The sequence below is a fragment of the Natronincola ferrireducens genome, from assembly GCF_900100845.1.
In the GTDB taxonomy this organism is placed as follows: Bacteria; Bacillota; Clostridia; order Peptostreptococcales; family Natronincolaceae; genus Natronincola_B; species Natronincola_B ferrireducens.
The window spans coordinates 196,874-216,463 of sequence record NZ_FNFP01000001.1 but is presented as its reverse complement, the minus strand read 5'-3'; the positions used below and the strand labels follow the sequence as shown (position 1 = coordinate 216,463).

Below are 19,590 nucleotides of genomic sequence, written 5' to 3'. Positions count from 1 at the left end.
ATCCCCCCAGTTTTTGAAGGTTTTTACAAATAGGTATAATTATACTGGGTTTTACTTACTTAACGATTATGGGCTGCACAATCACTGTAAGAAAAGCAGTATCCTTTACTTTTTTTCCTGTTCTATTTTCCATGTATTATAGCGTTCAATAGTACCTCTAGTGGCTACACCTACAGCTTTTTGTGCATAGCCATGATATCTTTGTTTAATGGTTTGAATGATCTCATCAACGTCTTCCTCGTGCACATTTCGTCCAACAAGTATAGATTTCATAAAATCCTTTGCTTCTTGGGTAAGGAGTGTACAAGAGACATCAACAATCCTACCGGTTTTTATATTAATAATTAAACCTATTCCAACCACTTTGTGTAGGGCTGCTGCTGAAATTTCAGTAGGTAGCTTGGCGTAGGAAATAAAATAAACTGTATCATCATCGTAATATTTCATGGTTTATAGCATCATCCTATAGGTTATTTTATTCTTACTATCATTATATATGTTGCTCAACATAATTACAACTACGATATTAAAAAAATAAACCTTTTGTTTCACAAAACCATCCCCAGCTATTGTAGACCCTAAGAATTTTTCATTAAAAATGTACTTTTTTTCATTAAAAATGGACCCTTAGGTCCATTTAATGTTATGAATTTGCTTTTGTCTCCTGGGTCTTTTTAACTAAACCAATCCTTAGGGCCCCTAGGAAAACCCAGTAGGCAATACCAACTATAATAAGATAGGGTGTTGTTCCACTGGTATTGGAAATAACAATGGCACTACCTCCTAATATGATACTGATAATATATAGGATTACAACCGTTTGTTTTTGACTTAAGCCCCGATCCAGTAATCTATGGTGAAGATGACCCTTATCCGCCTCCATAATAGGCCGCTTATTAACCAATCTTCTTATAATGGCAAAGGTGGTATCAAATATGGGCACCCCCAAGGCCAATACCGGTATAGCTACAGCAATGGTGGTGGCACTTTTAATAACCCCTTCAATAGAAATGGTAGCCAAGATGAAACCCACCAATAGAGACCCTGTATCCCCCATAAATATTTCAGCAGGGTTGAAGTTATAGGGTAAAAATCCTAATAGGGAACCAGCTAAAATCATAAGTAATATAGTAACCTCTACTCCACCATTTAAACAGGCTACAAAGGCTAAGGATAATGCTGCAATCGTGGAAACCCCAGCAGCTAGACCATCTAATCCATCAATGAGATTTACTGTATTGGTAATCCCTACAATCCAAAATATAGTAACAGGGACACTTAATTGTTTTAGTTCTGACATTCCCGTTGTTTTGTTTAAAATATTGGTGATGAATTCAATCCTTACCCCACTATAGACAACAATTACCGCCGCCAATATCTGGCCCGCCAGCTTATATTTTGCTGATATTTGTTTAGAATCATCTATAATGCCAATAAGTACGATAATGGTGGCCCCCACCATGATACCTATAAATTTTTTATCAATACTTAAGACTTCTTCCTTCATAATAGCCATAAGCATAGAGGAAACCATAAAAGCAACATAAATAGCTAATCCACCTAGCCGTGGTATAGGCTTTTTATGCACTCTTCTATTGTCCTTTGGCACATCAATAGCACCTATCCTATAGGCCACTTTTTTAGCATAGGGGGTCAATATATAAGAAATGGACATAGCTATTAAAAAGGCTAAAATATAATAATCCATTGTTTCACTCCATTCTTCAGCTTCTTTCATCCTCGGTGTACTTTTCTACAGTTATTCCAGCTTCCTTCAGCATTGCTTCAGATAAGCCATCGGGATAATCCCCTTTATAGATCAATTTTTGTATTCCAGCATTAATCATCATTTTTGTGCAAATAATACAGGGCTTATGGGTGACGTAGATGGTACTACCCTTAATACCTACCCCATGGAGGGCAGCTTGGATAATAGCGTTTTGTTCCGCATGAAGACCTCTACATAGTTCATGTCTTTCTCCAGAGGGCACTCCTAGCTTCTCTCTTAAACAGCCGACTTCACTACAATGGTTAATGCCGCTGGGGGCACCATTATAGCCACTGGCCAAAAGTCTTTGATCCTTTACAATCACTGCTCCCACCTGTCTTCGCATACAGGTGGATCTTTTCTTAGCCACCTCTGCCATTTCCATATAATATTCATCCCAAGACGGACGCATTTCGTCAACCCCTTGTCCCTATCCAATATCATTATTTCTATCATACCATAAATTTATTAGCAGTATTGAAATTTTAATAAAAATGTAATATTTCTTTCCTTTAAAAATATATTATATTACTTTTTTTCTATAAAAACAAGCTTCCTTTTATAAAAGATCCTCCCCTATAGATTAAGACAGTAAATCACCTCCTTTTGTTCCCTATGGTTGTAAAAAAGGAGGTGATTTATTCTATCTATAAAATATATTCCCTATACCTCTCCACCCATCATGCTACTTAAGGCTGGAGAAATTCAGTATGACTACTGATTTAAATGATTTCTACAGGTATTGTAATATTTGGAAATTTCATCTTCATATAGGCGATAAACTGGATAGAGACCTTATCCATCTCCCCCATCGCCTTAACATGAGGTAGCCCTCCTCTTGCTTCTGCATTTTTTATGAGGCTAGCTGCAGCTTTAAATATTCTTAGCTTCTCGATCTCCTGACATTTATATTCTATAGGAGGTCCATTGCTTGCTACTGATAATTCTGGAACTAGCTTAGCCAATTCCCATAATTGGCCTTCAGTAAGGTCCTCTAGTATGTCAGGATAAATCTCTATTATTGTTTCTATAATTTCTGCCAATACAAAATAATTTGGATTTTTATAAAGATCTTTGTTATTCCTTATAGTAATATCTTCCTTGTCCCCCATTTTAATCCTTTCATAAAGCTCCCTCATGTCCTCTACAGGACTAATATTCAATTCCGATCTTAATATTTCAGCACACTTCTCATATTGCTGTAGAGCTAAAACCCGATCTCCCTTTAAATAATAAAGCTCCATTAGCTCTTTATGAATTTCCTCCTGTAATGGATTAATATAAAGGAGCTTGTTAAGACAGAGGATGCCCTTATTATACTGACCCAACTCCGAAAACTCCTTGGTTAATCTCAGTAGACCATTAAAATACAGTTTTTGAAGCCGTTCCCTTTCATAGATAATCCAGTCATCTAATTCAGGATTTCCCTTTAGGTTGATGTCCTGCAAAAACTCTCCTTGATATAGATCGATGATTTCCACTGACTTATATACATCGGGGAACTTCTCCAATAGGACAACGTCGCTCCACCAGCTTTCTTCCTCTATTATTATACTACAGCTTTCCTTATCTGGAGCAAGGATAATATCCTCCTCTATCCCCTTGTCCTTTAGGGTTTTCTTGATGGACCACAGGGTATATCGCAAATTATATTTGGAGGATTTGTAGGAGCTTTCACTCCAAAAGAGGGCTGAGATACGATCCCTTGAAATTTTTTGGTTTCTGTGGGTAACGAGATAAGCTAAAATAGCCAAGGCCTTGCTACTGATTTCATTGGTAATATCTATATCTCCAACTAAAATTTTTGGTTCTCCTAAAAAATATAATTTTAGCAAGACCCCGCCCCCTCAACGCCTATGTCTGACGATAGATACAGGACTTTTCCAGCTTTAATAGTCCCCAGCACTTGAATATCTTTTATCTCCTTTGTATTACCCTCTAGAGGATTTTTAGATAGGATACACAGATCTCCTAAATAGCCCTTATCTATCCTTCCCTTTACCTTCTCTTGACCTAGGGCTATAGCTCCATTGATGGTAAAGAGCTTTAAAGCCTCTATGGGGGAAATAGCCTCCTGGCTATTAGGATGATTAACCGCTGTATCAATACCCAACAAAGGATTGATGGGGGTAACGTCACTATCGGAGCCTCCAGCTATGATTCCGCCGTTGGCTATAATGGTGGCAAAGGGATTGGTTCTCTTTCCTCTAACCTTCCCTAATCGGGTTTCATACATTTTCTCTGCTCCACCCCAAAAATATTCATAGGTTGGCTGCATGGACAGAATAACCCCTAGCTTTGTAGCCAACTCGATTTGATCTTGATTGGGGAGCTCAAAATGCTCTATCCTCATGATGCTTGTGGTATGTGGATATTCTTTTTTTGCTGCTTCGTAGCCCTCCAGCACCAATCGAATGGCTCCAGAGCCAATGGCATGTAAAGCTATATGTAAATGGTTGGCGATGGACTTCATAATGAAATTTGTAATTTCTTCCTTTTGAAAGAAGAGGGTTCCTTTGTTTCCCTCATCATCGGCATAGGGATAATCTAAGGCAGCTGTACGGGCCCCAAAGGAGCCATCAACAAAGATACATCCTCCGATTCTCTTCAGCTTCATCTTTTTCACCTTTTCTACATCGGTGGTTTGATAGAAAAGCTCCACATCAATAGGAAATTTATGTAGGTTTTTATGGACATAGAGGGCATCCCTGTCATGGAATAAAAAACCCCCCTCCATAGCATTGATGGTGGTGACCCCTGCTGTGATGATATTTTTAAAAAGTTTTTTTGTCCCTTTAGCCCGGGTTTCATCCGAGGTGATTCCCAATAGCTTTTTTCTGGCTAAAAAATTAGCCCTTCCCCTTAACACCCCTGTAGGTACACCCTCTTCATTCCTCTCTATCCCCGAAAGATTGAAGGGAAGATTCAGTAACCTAAATCCAAAGGTATTAACAATGCTAACATGATACTCTATGGAGGATATCCATACTACCCTATCCTTCACCACCTGATCTAATTCCCATCGGGTGGGCATTCGGTTTTCCCTTAGCTTAATTTCCTCTAAACCGATACAGTGGATCATGTCCCCCCATTCTGTTTTTTCTTCCTTTGCTGTTGTTAGTACTTCTAGAATATCTTCTATGGAAGTAGCTCCTCCTAAATAGGTGCTTAAGGTATTAAGGGATGACTCCATCAGGTGAACATGGCTATCAATAAAACCTGGAACAACAGTGCTGCCCTTTAAATCAATAGAAGGCACTTCAGCTCCATAGCTCCGATAACCATCTCCCCATCCAATATCTTTTATCGTTCCTGCCTTGATATAAACCCATTCAGCCTCGGGGAACTCCTCAGAAAGTGTAATAAATTTACCATTGTAGAGTAGTAAGTTTTTATTGTTCATTTTCAACCTCCTACAAAACAACCCTTGCTAAGGCAAGGGTCCATCTATTCATTTAGCAAATCTTCTTTTTTCTACTGCAACAAGCCTTCCCTATACAAGTATTTCTTTTAAATAATGATATATGATTTCTGCTGTTTTTACAACCGAATTTATTTCTACATATTCGTCATAGCTGTGATAATTTTCCCCGGTAGGTCCTATCACATAGGTTGGAAGCTTGGCCCGATCTCCAAGGGAGTTAAAGTCTCCAATACTGGCAAAGTATGCTGTTTTTGCTTCTTCACCAGTTACCTCTAAAATCGTCTTTTTTAGTGCCTTAGTATAAGGATTGTCTTCAGAAACCGTATAGGGATGAAATCCTCCAGATTCAGGATGGGGTGCCTCTCTAAATTCCATAGTTGCAGTGGATTTAATGGCTGCTCTTTTAACGGCTTCCTCCACCTCCCTTTTTAAATAGGCCAAATCCTCTCCCCGAACAGTATGTCTAAAAATCGTAAAGGATGCAGTGTCGGCTATGCTGCAGGCTGCCCCGCCCCCTTTAAAATCAATGACAGCAATGGAACCCTGCCCCAGCTTAGGATCATGATTTAGAGGGGATTTTTTTAATTCCAATAACACCTTTGCTGCATCTTCTATGGCATCAATCCCCTTTTCAGGGTTAGCTGCATGGGCACTTTTTCCTTTGAAGGTTACAGTATAATTCCATCCACCCCTAGCCCCTAAACATATACAAGGAAAGGCCACATCAGAAAATCCACTACTGGGTTCGGGAACAATAGCCACATCTACATCCTGGGTATAACCGTCTAGAATCAAGGCATCGGTACCTAATCCATAGGGACCTTCTTCATCGGAAACAAAGGTATAAAGAACTTCTCCATTAAAATCCTTTACGGTTTTAGAAAAGGCCTCCACCGCCAGCATGATGGCTACACAGCCGCCCTTCATGTCTAGAGCTCCTACACCATATAGTTTGCCATCTTCTATCTCAGCCCCTAGAGGATCTCTTGTCCATCCCTCACATATTTGTACTGTATCTAGATGACCATTTAACAATACTATAGGTCCTTTATTCTTACCCTTTAAACGACCAACAACATTTGTTCCTCGAAAATCCGTAACCTTTTTTTCATGGTAATGATGAAAGCTTGCATCCAAGCCCTGCTCCTTTAACCATTTATAGGTGTATTCCATAACTTCATCTTCTTCAAAATAAGGACTATAGATTTTTACAAGATCTGTTAATAAAGCCGTTACTCTTTCATAATTAATATATTGTGCCAAATCCTTTGCAGTTTCCAAAAAATCTCCTCCCTATAAAAAATTTACATGAATACAATGCCTCCCCATTCATAAAATAGGAAGGCATATAGAATTAAATATTCGTTTACCTGATCAACTAAGCTTCTGTTACTTCCTCAGCATCATTGTAGGTTTTTACACTTTTGATATCCCCTTCTTTAAACATAGCAATTCCTGTAAATCCGTAAATAATTGCTATAATCGGTGTAATAAAGGATAGGAATACATAGGGGAAGTACTCCATTGTTTGAACCCCTAAGGCCCCTGTAAAGAATACCCCACAAAGTCCCCAAGGTACCAATGGTGAAGTTACTGTCCCAGCATCCTCAGCTGTCCTAGAGTTCACCTGGGGTAGTAATCTTAGCTTTTTATAAGCTGGTACAAACATACGGCTAGGAATCAAGATGGCCATATATTGACTTGCTGAGAATAAATTAACAGCAAGAGCCGAAATGACATGGGTGGTGATTAAACCCTTTCCAGTGCTTACAATGCCTGAAATCTTCTCTAGCAATACCTCCAGTATTCTGGTTTTCTCAAGAATACCCCCCATACTTAAGGCAATAAAGCCTAGGGAAATGGTCCACATCATACTTTGTAGTCCACCACGACTTAGTAAAGCATCTACATCTTCAATTCCAGTACTAGATACATAACCGTAATTCATAAAGTTAGCTACATCTCCTACGCTATAGCCCTGGAAGGCGATGGCAAACACAGCACCAATAAGGGAGGCGATAACCATAACCGCCAATCCCGATACCCGCTTTACCGCTAAAATCACAACAATAATCGGTGGTATCAAGGTAATAGGACTAATGAAATAGTTTTCCTTCAATCCATTTAAAATAATATCGATTTGAGCTGTATTTAGCTCTCCACCTGCAAATCGCATCCCCAATATTGCATAAAGCACAAGAGAAATCAACATAGCAGGTCCAGTTGTATACATCATACTTTTAATATGGTCAAATAAATCAGCTTCAGCAACACCGGCTGCTAGATTTGTAGCATCCGATAAAGGAGACATTTTATCTCCAAAGATGGCCCCAGAGATGACAGCTCCAGCCGTCATGGCCGCTGGGATTCCTAAACCATGTCCAATTCCCATAAAGGCTACGCCAAAAGTAGCTCCAGTTGTCCAAGAGCTTCCTGTGGCCACTGATGCCACCATACATACAGCGGCAACCGCTACAAGAAAAACAGAAGGTGAAATAAAGCTAAGTCCGTAGTAGATTAGGGTTGGAATTGTTCCTGCCGGTATCCAAGAGGCCACCAACACCCCCACCAGCATAAGAATCAGCATAGGTAGCATAGCAATTTTACATCCGTATAATATACCCTCCTGTACGTCATCATAAGTAAATCCTGAAGCCATAGCCACGATAGCTGCAACAGCTGCAACTAAAATTAACGTGATATGGGTAATCCAATCTTCTCCAATAATAAAGATCTGGGCAAACATAGCAAAACATAAGAATAACATAACAAAAAGTGCTGCTCCAAAACTTGGACGTTTTTCTTTACTCATACAACAAACTCCCCCTTCTTTTTATTTTTATTTTTAAGTAATAAAACCATGCTATATATCCTACCATAGCATGGTTTTGTTTGTCTGTTTGTTTTACTTAGCGTTTTAAATTATGTTATTTTTAGAAAATTCCAATATTTATTTACAACGATCTATAAACATAGAGGAGAGTGGCATTGTCCCACTCCCCTTTATGTAACTATATTTCATCCTATTTTGTACCAAACAAACGATCTCCTGCATCCCCTAAGCCTGGGACGATATAAGCATGTTCATTTAATTTTTCATCGATAGAAGCCACATAAATATCCACATCATCATGTTGGTTTTGAACAACCTCCACCCCTTCTGGAGAGGCAATTAAGCATACAAGCTTAATGTTGGTGGCACCCTTATCCTTTAGAAATTGGATAGCAGCACTGGCGGAGCCTCCAGTGGCCAGCATAGGATCTAATACGATTAAATCTCGTTCTTCCACATCAGAGGGCAGCTTACAGTAATATTCCACCGGCTCCAATGTTTCAGGATCACGATATAGGCCTACATGTCCTACTTTAGCAGCCGGAATTAATTGCAGTATTCCATCCACCATACCTAACCCTGCCCGTAAAATTGGAATAATCCCTAGCTTCTTACCGGATATTACCTTTGATTTGGCTGAACAAACGGGGGTTTCTATTTCTATCTCCTGCAGGGACAAGTCCCTTGTCACCTCATAGCCCATCAACAGAGATACTTCCTTCACTAAGTCCCTAAAATCCTTAGATCCCGTATTCTTATCCCTTATTAATGTTAGTTTATGCTGAATCAATGGATGGTCTATCGTTACTACCTTTCCCACAAAGACTCCTCCTTTATATTTTTTTCTTCGGTGTATTGCTAACACTTCCGCTTCTTATAGATGAAGAAACTAAGTGACCAACACGAAAATTAAAAACCAAACTTTCGGTTGTCTACTTAAGGGGCAGATCAAGCACTACATCCTCAAAGTAAATTCCACTACAATTCAGAGGGCGTAAAAAATTTCCCTGAATTAAATCTCATTTTATTTACAATATTTCTTCTCAATGTTTCCTATCTTTTCCACCCGACCTGCGTGCCTGCCACCTTCAAATTCTGTACCTAACCATATATCAACGATTTCCAATGCTAATCCAGAGCCAATGACCCTAGCCCCTAAAGCCAAAACATTGGTATCATTATGCTGACGGGTAGCCTTAGCGGAAAAAGAATCCCCCACCAAGGCACATCGGATTCCTGGAATCTTATTGGCTGCAATGGATATGCCTATACCTGTTCCGCATATAACAATACCCTTGTCATATTCTCCTGCTGCCACTGCTTCCCCTACACTTTGAGCAAACTCTGGATAATCACAGGAAGCCTCAGAATCAGTGCCATAATCTTTAACAGCAAATCCTTTGTTTTCTAAGTACTCCTTGATAAGCTCCTTTAGTAAAAAACCTCCATGATCACTACCGATAGCTATTTTCATCCTTACACCTCCAAGTCTATACAATGCTGTAACCTTTAAACTCCACTAAACAACCCAGTGGATAACAACAACGACCTATAATAGTTTAACCAGTATTATATTCGCTATGTTTTTAAAATCCCCTTTATTTTTTTATATATTTTTTTAATAATTTTTGTAAAGCTTCCTCAATATCCCTTGCACTCTGGCGATAGGCATTTAAAGGCTGGCCAAAGGGATCTAGAATATCCATCTCAGGAACCCTAGCTTTTAAGCTGCCAAGCTCCTCCTCATACTCCCTAATAGTTTCTCTGAAGTCTCCTTCTATCCTTCTGACCTCTTCATCGATATTTTCAAGTTCCCCCAAAAGAGCTTCTCTTTTATCCCTTAATTCCTTTAGTTTTTTCTGATTTTCCATCATAAACTGCTGTTTTTTTACCTCGATTTTCTTATAAATCCCATTCATTTCATCCAATATGTCATTTAATTTTTCTCCATTGTTAACATATTCCTTTAAGGTATATAGCTTTTCCTTGGCTTCAGGAGCTATATCCAGCACAGCCCCCTTATGATTGGTGGTCATGGTTAAAATCAAATCAGCTTCATCAATTAACTCCTTTGTTAAAGGCTGGGCCTTATGGTTTTCTAGGGATATTCCCTTCTCCCCCATAATTTCTATAGAGGGAAAAGAGGCCCTATCCCCCTTGATGGCATTGGTTCCAGCAGAAATAATTTTGATGTCCCCTAGATCATGCTTTTCTCTTTCCACAAAATCCTTAAACAAAGCCTCCGCCATACTGCTTCGACAGGTATTACCAGTACAAACAAACAGAATTGTTTTCATTTTATACACCCCTTTAACAAATTCAGGTTGAGATCGAGGTTAAGGTTAAGTAAACCTTAAAACCTAAAACAAAACCTAAAACCCTTTTAAAAATTTAGATTGAAATTGAGGTCAAGAAAGTCTCCGAACCTTTAATGCCTTTTAAAATACAATTTATTCAACATAAATAATTTTGTAGCCCGCTGCCTTTGTTAGGCGATTCATGATGGCTTCACCTAAATCAATCTCCTCCACAGCCTCAGCTAAAATAATATCCACCTCTGTTTCATCAAACTCCCGTAACACTTTGAACAAATTGGCAGCAACGGTTTTTAGTTCCCCTCTGCTTCCCATGCTTTTTACTATCTCTCCCCTATATTCATCATGATCTTCATCAAAGCATATAATTCCTACCCTTTTCCCCTCAGCTTTGTATCGGGAGACCAATTCCTGTATTTTATGATGAACTTTTTCTTCCTGTCCCTTTAAAATATATACCTCCGCCTCAGGAGCATAGTGGGTGTATTTCATCCCTGGGGATTTAGGAATAATATCTTCCTCCCCCTTTAAACCAGGATCAACTTCCACCCTTTCCAATACCTCTAAAAGCATCTCTTTGGTAATCCCTCCGGGTCGGAGAATGGTGGGAACCTCCCCCGTCACGTCCAATACGGTGGATTCTACTCCCACATCACAGCTGCCCCCCATGATGATGGCATCTACCTTTCCCCTAAGATCCTTTACTACATGTTCTCCTCTGGTGGGACTGGGTTTTCCCGACAGGTTGGCACTGGGGGCCGCCACCGGAACGCCAGCCATCTGAATTAATCTTTGGGCTATAGGATGGGCTGGTATACGGATAGCCACTGTATCCAATCCTCCAGTGATGGCCAAGGGAACCCCCTCTGTCTTTTCCAGTACGATGGTAAGGGGTCCGGGCCAAAATCTTTCCATCACCCTTCTAGCCTGGAGGGGAATGTCCTTAACTAAAGGTTGAATATCTTCGATCCTTGCCACATGGACAATCAGCGGATTGTCAGAGGGCCTTCCCTTTGCTTGAAATATTTTTTTCACTGCTTCTATATCTAGGGCATTGGCCCCTAATCCATAAACGGTTTCGGTGGGAAAGGCCACCGTACCACCCCTTCTAAGAATTTCTGCCAAACCCTCTAAAGCCTTTTCTTCCATATGATTACAATCAATTTCTATGATCTGTGTCTCCATTAAATTTCTCCACCCCTTTTTAATGCTATATCCATAATTTGTCCAGCGATGGGTGCTGCTGCCACCCCTCCACTTTGTCCTTCAGTTTCCAATATCACCGCCACCGCCACCTGATCTTCACCTCTAGTGGCAAAGCCTATAAACCAAGCATGACTTCTTCCTGTAGCATTTTCAGCTGTCCCGGTTTTGCCCCCTACAGTGGTTCCCCTAAGGGCGGCTCGCCTCCCAGTACCCCTTTCTACTGTTGCAACCATCATATCCCTTATCTCTTCAGCAATCTCGGAGGATAGAATTCTGTTACCATTAGGACTTCGGGTTTCCAGCACTCTTCCTTGGGGACTTTGTATTTTCCTAATGATCTGGGGCTCCATCATGACACCATCATTGATAAAGGTGGAGGCCACCAATGCCATATGGAGGGGTGTAACCAAAACCTTCCCCTGTCCAATACCAATAGCCCCTAATTCCGTAGGTTCAATGACATTGCCATAGGGAAACCTACTTTGGGTTATAGATAAATCTCCCCCAAGGGGCCTATCCAGCATAAATCTTCTGGAAGTATCCCTAACTTTTTCTCCTCCTAGCTCCACTGCCATTCTAGCAAAATTAGTATTACAGGAGACCACCAAGGATTGGATTAAATCCACAGGCCCATGGGCGGTTTTGCCATAGTCAGAAAGATTATAACCATCTATATTGATGGTGCCGGTACAATTATATTCTTCATCAACAATATGTAAATCCTCTAAAATAGCCGCTGCCATGACGATTTTATAGGTGGAGCCTGGGGGATATAGCCCTGTTGTACTTCTGTTAATCAAAGGACTTCTTTCGTCATTTGCCAAGTTCTCCCAATCCTCCATAAGGGTGTTGGGGTTAAAGTCCGGCTTACTGACCATTGCCAAGATCTCCCCTGTTCCAGGGTTTATCACCACCACCGACCCCGTTTTTTCCCTTAATAGACCCTCCGCCGTTCTTTGTATTTCATGGTCAATGGTCAGAATAAGATCATTACCTTGAATCATATCACCAGTTAGCTGTTCCTTAATGTGGGCTACGGGACTTTCTGGGGTTAAGGCCATCAATTCCCTATTATACTGGGCCTCCAGTGCTGAACGACCGTATTGCTTGTAGCTATAGCCCACCACATGGCTGTAGAGTTGGTTATAGGGATATCTTCGGCGGGGTCTTCCCTCCACCACCTCTGTTTCAGCTAAAACAGTTCCTCTTCTGTCATAGATCCTCCCCCGAAGGGTGTTATCCTCCCTTGCCCACTGCCGCTGATTATAGGGGTTATCAATGACATCTGCTGCCATAAAAATTTGAAAATAGGTTAAATAACCAATAATACTTAAAAATAGAAGACTGACAAAAACAATAAGATGAACGATTTTCTTGTTATTTTCCAAAATCCAACAACTCCTCTACTTCAAGGGATTTCTTGGATAAAGCCTGTAATACACCAAAGGCAATAAAGGCAGAAACCAAGGCACTACCTCCATAGCTGATGAAGGGAAGGGTAATACCCGTTAAAGGAATCAACTTAATAACCCCCCCTAGGATAATAAAGGTTTGATAGCTATAGGTCAAGGTAATACCTAAAGCTAAAATTTTTCTAAAGGTATTGGGTATGGTAAGGGTGATTTTAAAGCCCCTATAAATTAAAATAAAGTATAATAACACCACAGCAATGCCACCAAATACCCCCATCTCTTCACAAATAGCCGAGAAGATAAAGTCGGTATGGACCTCAGGGATATAGTCAGGACGACCCATTCCTAATCCAGTGCCAAAGAATCCTCCTGTCCCAATAGCAAAAAGGGATTGGGTAATTTGGTAGCCCCTCCCAGCAATATCCCGCCATGGATTTAGCCAAGCCTCCACCCTCACCTGCACATGGGTCATGGTAAAGTAGCCAAAAACCACGATAACCAGAGAAGCCGCTAGATTTAAAAGCATCAACTTCTTGTCCTTAGAAAAAACATAGAAAACACTCATGAAAATACCATAAAACAACATGGCCATCCCCATATCCCGTTGAAAAACCAAGAAAAGAATATGGCCATATACCACACCTAAAAAATAATAGATATTTTTAAGTTTCTCAGGATAGGTAAAATAAGCGGCTATAAAAAACACAAAGCTTAGCTTAATAATTTCAGCCGGTTGAAAGGTAAAACCTCCTATCCGAATCCAGTTGGTGGCTCCCTTGATGGTTGTTCCTAGAATAAAGGTCAAGGCAAACAACAGCAGGCCAAATCCAATATAAAGATATAAATACTTGTCCCAATTTTTTACCCAGCGGAATAGGCCATAGCTCAGAAAATATAATACAACACCGACAGCATACCATGTAATTTGTCGAGACCCAAAGGCAGGATCTAGACGATAGATCATAATCACCCCTAAACTGGATAAAAGGGATATGATGAGGAATAAATATTGATCCCCCATGTTGGCCTTTACGATAATCATATAGGAGGCCAAAATCAATAGGGTCAATATTCCTCCAGCCATGAGAATCGATGGATCCAAAGGCTCCACCAATAAATATAAGAGACCAAACAACAAAGTATTGATGATAACTAAAATCCCTATAGGCCGCATCTAATCCACCTCTTTTACAAATAAAAACTCAACCTGTCCAATGCCAATCCTATCACCACTTTTGAGTTTGACAACATCTTGAATCTGGGTGCTATTCAAATAGGTGCCATTGACACTACCTAAATCCTCCAGAAAATACTCTCCTTCATCCATGGTGATTTTAGCATGCTGGGAGGATATGAACTTGTCCATAAGTTGGATATCACTGTCCCTGTGTCTTCCTAAGGTGACGACATCCTTTAGGTCATAAAACTCTTGAACCTCAAAATCAAGGCTTTCCTTACGGTTCACCAGCTTTAAGTAGGGACTATCGAAGTTCTTCTTCTGTCTATTGTTGATCTGTTGAATGTCTAAGTAAATAAGCTTAATAATATGATAAATAAAGTAATAGATAAGACCTATAAACAAATATCGTACTGTCCATGAAAGTATCTGAAACATACCCCATCACCTTTTATCTTCCTTAGTATTTTAGGGGAGAAGATATTGTCTCCCCATATAGTTTCTTCTTATTTTATACCAAAACAAAGAATATTAACAATTAAAATTAAAATGTTTTAGAAATCAACATGCCACCGATAAAACCTAGAATGGCAAATACAGTAGATATCCTGCCTCTATGGAGATCCTTGCCTCTAGGAATCAACTCTCCAAAGGTAATATAAAGCATGGTTCCTCCAGCAAAGGCAAGGCAGATTCCAATGAAGCTATAGGCAAATTCTCCAATAAGGGCTCCTATAAATGCCCCTAAACCCATGGGGGCCCCCGCCAGTAGGGTTAATAAAAAGGCCTTTGTACTGGAATAGCCCCCTACCCGCATAGGCGTCACCATCGCCAAGCCCTCTGGCATATTGTGGAGGGCAATAACAACCGCCAACCCTACCCCCAGTCTTGCTTGGGCTACAAAGCCTGAGCCTATGGCTAACCCTTCTGGAAAATTGTGGAGGGCAATGCCTATCCCCAAAAGTATGGAAGTTTTAATATATCCCTGTTCATGATTGAAGGTTTTTTTATGTATATGGGTAATTAAAATATCTAAGTAGGAGGCTATAAAGGCACCAAGGGCGATTCCCGCCGAGGTTCCCACCACCCCGCTAATCATAAAGGCCTCAGGTATTAATTCAAAGGTTACGATGGCCACCATCAATCCGCTGGAAAGTCCAATAATAGCACTTAAAAATCGTTTTGTGGGATTTCGTAGAAAAAAGGCCATAGAGCCCCCTACACCAGTTCCCACAACACCTACCATAAAACCTATTAAGGTAGTTCCCATTAAACTACTCAATCTATCTCCCCCTAAAAATCCTGTAGAATTGTCTTAACTTTTAAATATATATTCCTACAGGAGGGGAAATATAGCTTGGCTAAGGAATTAAAACAGTTGTCACTGTTTTAATTAGGTCAAGGCTAAGGTTAAGGTTGAGGAAAAGCTAAAAATATTTTTGCAACAAATCCTACTGCCATGATTTTGATTAGGTTAAGGTTAAGATAACAAGGTACGAAAAAACTGATGACAAGTAATGCATCATCAGTTTTTCTATTTTATGCCTCTACGGCCTTTAATTTTTCAGCTTGATCAGAGGTAATTAGAGCACTGATCATTTCTTCAATTTCTCCCTCTAGGAAGCTATCTAGCTTATACAGGGTCACATTGATTCTATGGTCAGTTACACGGCCCTGGGGAAAGTTATAGGTTCGGATACGTTCACTCCTATCCCCTGAACCAACCTGACTTTTTCTATTGGCAGCAATTTCACTTTGTTGTTCTTGGGTGGCTTTGTCTTGAAGTCTTGCCTTTAGGATTTTCATGGCCTTTTCCTTATTCTTTAGCTGGGATTTTTCATCCTGACAGGAAACCACTAATCCTGTTGGTATATGAGTAATCCTTACAGCTGAGTCGGTGGTGTTAACACTTTGTCCACCACAGCCAGAGGATCTAAATACATCTACCCTTAGATCATTTGCATTGATTTGGAATTCTACATCATCCACCTCTGGAAGAACAGCTACAGTGGCGGCGGAGGTATGGATTCTCCCCCCAGATTCTGTAGTAGGAATTCTTTGAACCCGATGGGCACCACTTTCGAACTTCAGCTGAGAATAGGCACCCTTTCCTTTGATCATAAAGATAATTTCCTTATAACCACCTACTCCCGTTTCATTCAAACTCATCATCTCTGTCTTCCAGCCGTTTCTTTCGGCATATCTTGTGTACATTCTAAAGAGGTCCGCTGCAAATAAAGCGGCTTCATCCCCTCCAGTTCCTGCACGGATTTCCACAATAACGTTTTTATCATCATTGGGGTCCTTAGGCAACAGGAGGATTCTTAATTCTTCCTTCAGCTCTTGAATCTTGTCCTCCAGTTCATCCATTTCCATCTTCGCCATTTCCCGAAGCTCGTCTTCTGCAGTTTTATCATAAAGAATTTCTCTTGCTTCCTTCAGGGCTTCCTCTGAAGCTTTATATTCCTTATATTTCCCTACGATGGGCTCTAAATCCGAATGTTCCTTAATCAACCTTTGCCATAGGCTTTGATTGTTAATTACATCAGGATCACTGATTTTTACACCAATGTCCTCATATTTTTCCTGTAAAAACTGTAGCTTTTCTAGCATGATCTCACCTCATATATTCATTAGCTTACTCTCTTACGGCCGCCAATATTGTTATTGTTAGATTTCTATTTTTAAAAACAGGTCTAAAGATTGTAGGTTGTTTTTTAGAACACCTTTTCTCTTCTCTATCCACACTTTTATGGTTTTGACCTTCATTATTCATTATTCATTATTTACTTTATTTTATTACTACCAACTGTATATTATATCAAATTACTGAGGAAATTGCTATAGATTATTTCCTTTTCTGCCTATAGCTACCCTATCCATACCAGCCAAATCCTTTATCACCTGTACATGAGAAAAACCAGCCTGCTCCATCATTTTTTCTAAAGCCTTCCCCTGATCATAGCCGATTTCAAAGGCCAGCCAGCCCTTTGGCTTTAAAAAGAATGGAGCTTCCTCCACAATTGCCCTATAAAAATCTAGACCATCTTCCCCACCAGCTAAAGCTAGAGATGGTTCATAGTCCTTCACTTCTCTTGATAAGGTTTCAATAGTGCTATCGGGAATATAGGGGGGATTGGATACGACAAAATTAAAGGTTCCCTCTAGCTTCTGTTTCTCTAGGGGGTCAAATAAGCTCCCTAGCAAAAATGTTATTCTATCCTCCACTTTATTGTTGCGGGCGTTCTTTGTGGCGATTTCTAGAGCCTTCGATGAAATATCTATAGCATATACCTTAGATTTTTCTATGAATTTGGCTAAGCTTACGGAAATGGCGCCACTACCTGTTCCAATATCTACAATGTTGATGGTTTCAGGGAAGCTATTGCTATTATAGAGCTCCAAAACCTTCTCCACCAATATTTCTGTATCTCCCCTAGGGATTAAGACCCCCTCCTCCACCCAAAAATCTAAACCCATAAATTCTTGATGGTTGACAATATATTGCACCGGCATCCGATTTAATCTTTTTTCAACAGCCTTCCAATACTTTAGACAAATTTCCTGGGAAATCTTCATTTCAGGATAGATGTGGAGTTTTATCCTGTCGACTTCTAGTAAATTACATAAAATTACCTCTGCATCCAGTCGAGGCGTATCTATATCCGATGCCTTTAATCTTTCTACTGCTTCCTTCAATAATTCCCCTGCAGTTATCAAGGATTCTTCCCTCCTTTTAGAAAGCTTTCATAAAATGAGACTTAATTCGTAAGTAGACAACCGAAAGTTTGGTTTGTAACTTTCCTGTTGATTACTTAGTTTGTTTATCAAGAGGGAGTTTTTACACCCTCTGAATTGTAGCCGAATTTACTTCGAGGATGTAGTACTTGATCTCCTGGCTCCATAAGGCGGCAGGCTAAAAGCAATACACCGAAGGATAAAATTCTTTCTAGCTATATAGTATTCACTTTAATGGTCTGTTAAATTCTATCGTTGTTTCCAACGAAATCCTTATATGCAAATGTATTAGGATGACTGCACAAAACCCCAGCCCCTAGGCCGAGGTTTCTCGATTACCATTTGGTTTCTTCTTCATTTTCCACCAAAACGTTTTTTAAAGCTTCTATTGCCACCTCTAATTGCCCTGCATCGGGTTCAAGGGTGGTGAGTTTTTGCAGCATCAAGCCAGGATAGTTAATGACCTTCATAATAGGAGAGCTGCTTCTACCACTGACTTTAATAATCTCATAAGAAATCCCAGCCACTACTGGTAACAATGCCAATCTAGTTACTGTCCTTACCAAAGGATTAGGCCATCCCACCATAGAAAAGAGAATAATACTCACCATCATAACTACAAACAAAAAGCTGGTTCCACATCTAGGGTGAAGGGTTGTATATTTTTTAGCGTTTTCTATCGTTAACTCTTCTCCGTGTTCATAACAATAAATAGCTTTATGCTCTGCTCCGTGATATTGAAATACCCGCTGAATGTCCTTCATTCTAGAAATAAAAATAACATAAATCAAAAACATACCTAGCCTTAAAAGTCCTTCTATAAGATTCAATGCAATATTTCCTTCAATGTACCTCCCTAAAAAACTAGTGGCAAAGGTGGGTCCTATAATAAATACCCCAATAGAAATCATCATAGCTATAGCTACAGAGGTATATAATAGTATATCATTGGCTTTGTCCTTAAAGATTCTTTCCATAAGCCTTTGAAACTTATCGGGTTCTTCCTCTTCAATAGCCTCCTCTGCAACTTCTGCAGAATAGGTTAAGGACTTCATCCCCAGCACCATTGAATCAATCAAGGCAATGGCACCCCTCAAAATAGGTATTTTATTTAGCTTGTATTTTTGTACAATGCCTCCAACAGCTTCCTTTTTAACCGTTAACTCTTGGTTAGGACGCCTTACCACGATGGCTACTTCCTTAGGTCCCCGCATCATAACTCCTTCGATAAGGGCTTGACCCCCTATACTTGTTCGTCTAATTTCAGGCATAAATTAAAATCCTCTCTAAAATAATTTTCACTATTTTATTATATACTATCTATAGGTCCTTTACTATAATTAAAAAACCTTAAGAAATGCCTATGTTAAAGATAGATGTTGATATTGTATAGATAAAACTATGACAACATATGAAGGGATTGCCCCCGAGGATAAGGAAGCGTCTATAGATCCTTCGGTTCCCTCAGAATGACAGAGTGCAAGAATTCATAGAAGGTGAAAATCAACAGTAGTGTTTAACAGAGCCTAAAAAATAAGTTGAGGTTTTTTTATTTTTTGTGTTTACTTTTTCCACTTGCTGCGTATATATATAATATAATAGAATCCGGTAGTTCCCTACCAATCTCATAAGTAAAACCCTGTATATTAAAAGTAGTACTTTGATTGTAGGCCAGAGGTAGTATAGATAACCTTCACAAAATCCCTTTGAAAAAACT

The 19,590-nt window shown here is 39.7% G+C and carries 18 protein-coding genes; all 18 read right to left on the bottom strand.

The window, feature by feature from the left end:
• Positions 1–105 precede the first annotated feature (105 nt).
• The 18 genes from BLS22_RS00955 to BLS22_RS00870 all read right to left on the bottom strand — a co-directional run bounded on the left by BLS22_RS00955 (position 106) and on the right by BLS22_RS00870 (position 19,144).
• Positions 106–447 (bottom strand): DUF3870 domain-containing protein, encoded by a 342-nt coding sequence (locus BLS22_RS00955; protein WP_090549002.1) that lies wholly within the window; start codon positions 445–447, stop codon positions 106–108.
• 196 nt (positions 448–643) lie between these two features.
• Positions 644–1,708 (bottom strand): MraY family glycosyltransferase, encoded by a 1,065-nt coding sequence (locus BLS22_RS00950; protein ID WP_090551511.1) that lies wholly within the window; start codon positions 1,706–1,708, stop codon positions 644–646.
• Between the two features lie 16 nt (positions 1,709–1,724).
• The gene (locus BLS22_RS00945; RefSeq protein ID WP_090548999.1) at positions 1,725–2,180 is read right to left on the bottom strand and encodes a deoxycytidylate deaminase; all 456 of its coding nucleotides are present in this window, start codon (positions 2,178–2,180) and stop codon (positions 1,725–1,727) included.
• Between the two features lie 310 nt (positions 2,181–2,490).
• Positions 2,491–3,603: an AfsR/SARP family transcriptional regulator gene (locus BLS22_RS00940; RefSeq protein ID WP_090548996.1), complete on the bottom strand. Its 1,113-nt coding sequence runs from the start codon at positions 3,601–3,603 to the stop codon at positions 2,491–2,493.
• On the bottom strand, positions 3,597–5,171 hold the full coding sequence (locus BLS22_RS00935; protein WP_090548993.1) for an amidohydrolase: 1,575 nt from the start codon (positions 5,169–5,171) through the stop codon (positions 3,597–3,599). The genes BLS22_RS00940 and BLS22_RS00935 overlap by 7 nt, the downstream gene beginning before the upstream one ends.
• A 90-nt stretch (positions 5,172–5,261) precedes the next feature.
• On the bottom strand, positions 5,262–6,473 hold the full coding sequence (locus BLS22_RS00930; protein WP_208974650.1) for a M20 family metallopeptidase: 1,212 nt from the start codon (positions 6,471–6,473) through the stop codon (positions 5,262–5,264).
• A gap of 97 nt (positions 6,474–6,570) precedes the next feature.
• On the bottom strand, positions 6,571–8,004 hold the full coding sequence (gene nhaC / locus BLS22_RS00925; RefSeq protein WP_090548991.1) for a Na+/H+ antiporter NhaC: 1,434 nt from the start codon (positions 8,002–8,004) through the stop codon (positions 6,571–6,573).
• A gap of 211 nt (positions 8,005–8,215) precedes the next feature.
• Positions 8,216–8,845 (bottom strand): uracil phosphoribosyltransferase, encoded by a 630-nt coding sequence (upp, locus tag BLS22_RS00920; RefSeq protein WP_090548988.1) that lies wholly within the window; start codon positions 8,843–8,845, stop codon positions 8,216–8,218.
• A 204-nt stretch (positions 8,846–9,049) separates the two neighbouring features.
• Positions 9,050–9,499: a ribose 5-phosphate isomerase B gene (rpiB, locus tag BLS22_RS00915; RefSeq protein ID WP_090548985.1), complete on the bottom strand. Its 450-nt coding sequence runs from the start codon at positions 9,497–9,499 to the stop codon at positions 9,050–9,052.
• 124 nt (positions 9,500–9,623) lie between these two features.
• Positions 9,624–10,322: a low molecular weight protein arginine phosphatase gene (locus BLS22_RS00910; protein WP_090548982.1), complete on the bottom strand. Its 699-nt coding sequence runs from the start codon at positions 10,320–10,322 to the stop codon at positions 9,624–9,626.
• Positions 10,323–10,475: 153 nt separating this feature from the next.
• Complete coding sequence (locus tag BLS22_RS00905; RefSeq protein ID WP_090548979.1) at positions 10,476–11,525, bottom strand: L-threonylcarbamoyladenylate synthase; 1,050 nt, start codon at positions 11,523–11,525, stop codon at positions 10,476–10,478.
• Entirely contained in the window at positions 11,525–12,934 is a 1,410-nt protein-coding gene (locus BLS22_RS00900; RefSeq protein ID WP_090548976.1) for a peptidoglycan D,D-transpeptidase FtsI family protein, read from the bottom strand. Before BLS22_RS00900 ends, BLS22_RS00905 begins: the two co-directional genes overlap by 1 nt.
• Positions 12,924–14,132 carry an FtsW/RodA/SpoVE family cell cycle protein gene (locus tag BLS22_RS00895; RefSeq protein WP_090548973.1) on the bottom strand — a complete coding sequence of 403 codons (1,209 nt, stop codon included), beginning with the start codon at positions 14,130–14,132 and terminating at the stop codon, positions 12,924–12,926. Before BLS22_RS00895 ends, BLS22_RS00900 begins: the two co-directional genes overlap by 11 nt.
• Positions 14,133–14,573: an FHA domain-containing protein gene (locus tag BLS22_RS00890; protein ID WP_090548970.1), complete on the bottom strand. Its 441-nt coding sequence runs from the start codon at positions 14,571–14,573 to the stop codon at positions 14,133–14,135.
• Positions 14,574–14,679: 106 nt separating this feature from the next.
• The gene (locus BLS22_RS00885) at positions 14,680–15,417 is read right to left on the bottom strand and encodes a ZIP family metal transporter (RefSeq protein WP_244269426.1); all 738 of its coding nucleotides are present in this window, start codon (positions 15,415–15,417) and stop codon (positions 14,680–14,682) included.
• A gap of 257 nt (positions 15,418–15,674) precedes the next feature.
• Complete coding sequence (prfA, locus tag BLS22_RS00880; RefSeq protein ID WP_090548967.1) at positions 15,675–16,748, bottom strand: peptide chain release factor 1; 1,074 nt, start codon at positions 16,746–16,748, stop codon at positions 15,675–15,677.
• A 228-nt stretch (positions 16,749–16,976) separates the two neighbouring features.
• Positions 16,977–17,855 (bottom strand): peptide chain release factor N(5)-glutamine methyltransferase, encoded by an 879-nt coding sequence (prmC, locus tag BLS22_RS00875; protein ID WP_090548964.1) that lies wholly within the window; start codon positions 17,853–17,855, stop codon positions 16,977–16,979.
• A gap of 353 nt (positions 17,856–18,208) precedes the next feature.
• Positions 18,209–19,144, bottom strand: a complete 936-nt coding sequence (locus tag BLS22_RS00870) for a DUF1385 domain-containing protein (RefSeq protein ID WP_208974649.1) — start codon at positions 19,142–19,144, stop codon at positions 18,209–18,211.
• Positions 19,145–19,590: the final 446 nt, after the last annotated feature.

Coding starts and splice junctions, on each gene's coding strand:
- nhaC (WP_090548991.1), bottom strand. CDS start 8,004: ATGAGTAAAGAAAAACGTCCAAGTTTTGGAGCAGCACTTTTTGTTATG.
- BLS22_RS00955 (WP_090549002.1), bottom strand. CDS start 447: ATGAAATATTACGATGATGATACAGTTTATTTTATTTCCTACGCCAAG.
- BLS22_RS00870 (WP_208974649.1), bottom strand. CDS start 19,144: ATGCCTGAAATTAGACGAACAAGTATAGGGGGTCAAGCCCTTATCGAA.
- BLS22_RS00905 (WP_090548979.1), bottom strand. CDS start 11,525: ATGGAGACACAGATCATAGAAATTGATTGTAATCATATGGAAGAAAAG.
- BLS22_RS00945 (WP_090548999.1), bottom strand. CDS start 2,180: ATGCGTCCGTCTTGGGATGAATATTATATGGAAATGGCAGAGGTGGCT.
- prfA (WP_090548967.1), bottom strand. CDS start 16,748: ATGCTAGAAAAGCTACAGTTTTTACAGGAAAAATATGAGGACATTGGT.
- BLS22_RS00935 (WP_090548993.1), bottom strand. CDS start 5,171: ATGAACAATAAAAACTTACTACTCTACAATGGTAAATTTATTACACTT.
- BLS22_RS00895 (WP_090548973.1), bottom strand. CDS start 14,132: ATGCGGCCTATAGGGATTTTAGTTATCATCAATACTTTGTTGTTTGGT.
- BLS22_RS00890 (WP_090548970.1), bottom strand. CDS start 14,573: ATGTTTCAGATACTTTCATGGACAGTACGATATTTGTTTATAGGTCTT.
- BLS22_RS00910 (WP_090548982.1), bottom strand. CDS start 10,322: ATGAAAACAATTCTGTTTGTTTGTACTGGTAATACCTGTCGAAGCAGT.
- BLS22_RS00950 (WP_090551511.1), bottom strand. CDS start 1,708: ATGGATTATTATATTTTAGCCTTTTTAATAGCTATGTCCATTTCTTAT.
- rpiB (WP_090548985.1), bottom strand. CDS start 9,499: ATGAAAATAGCTATCGGTAGTGATCATGGAGGTTTTTTACTAAAGGAG.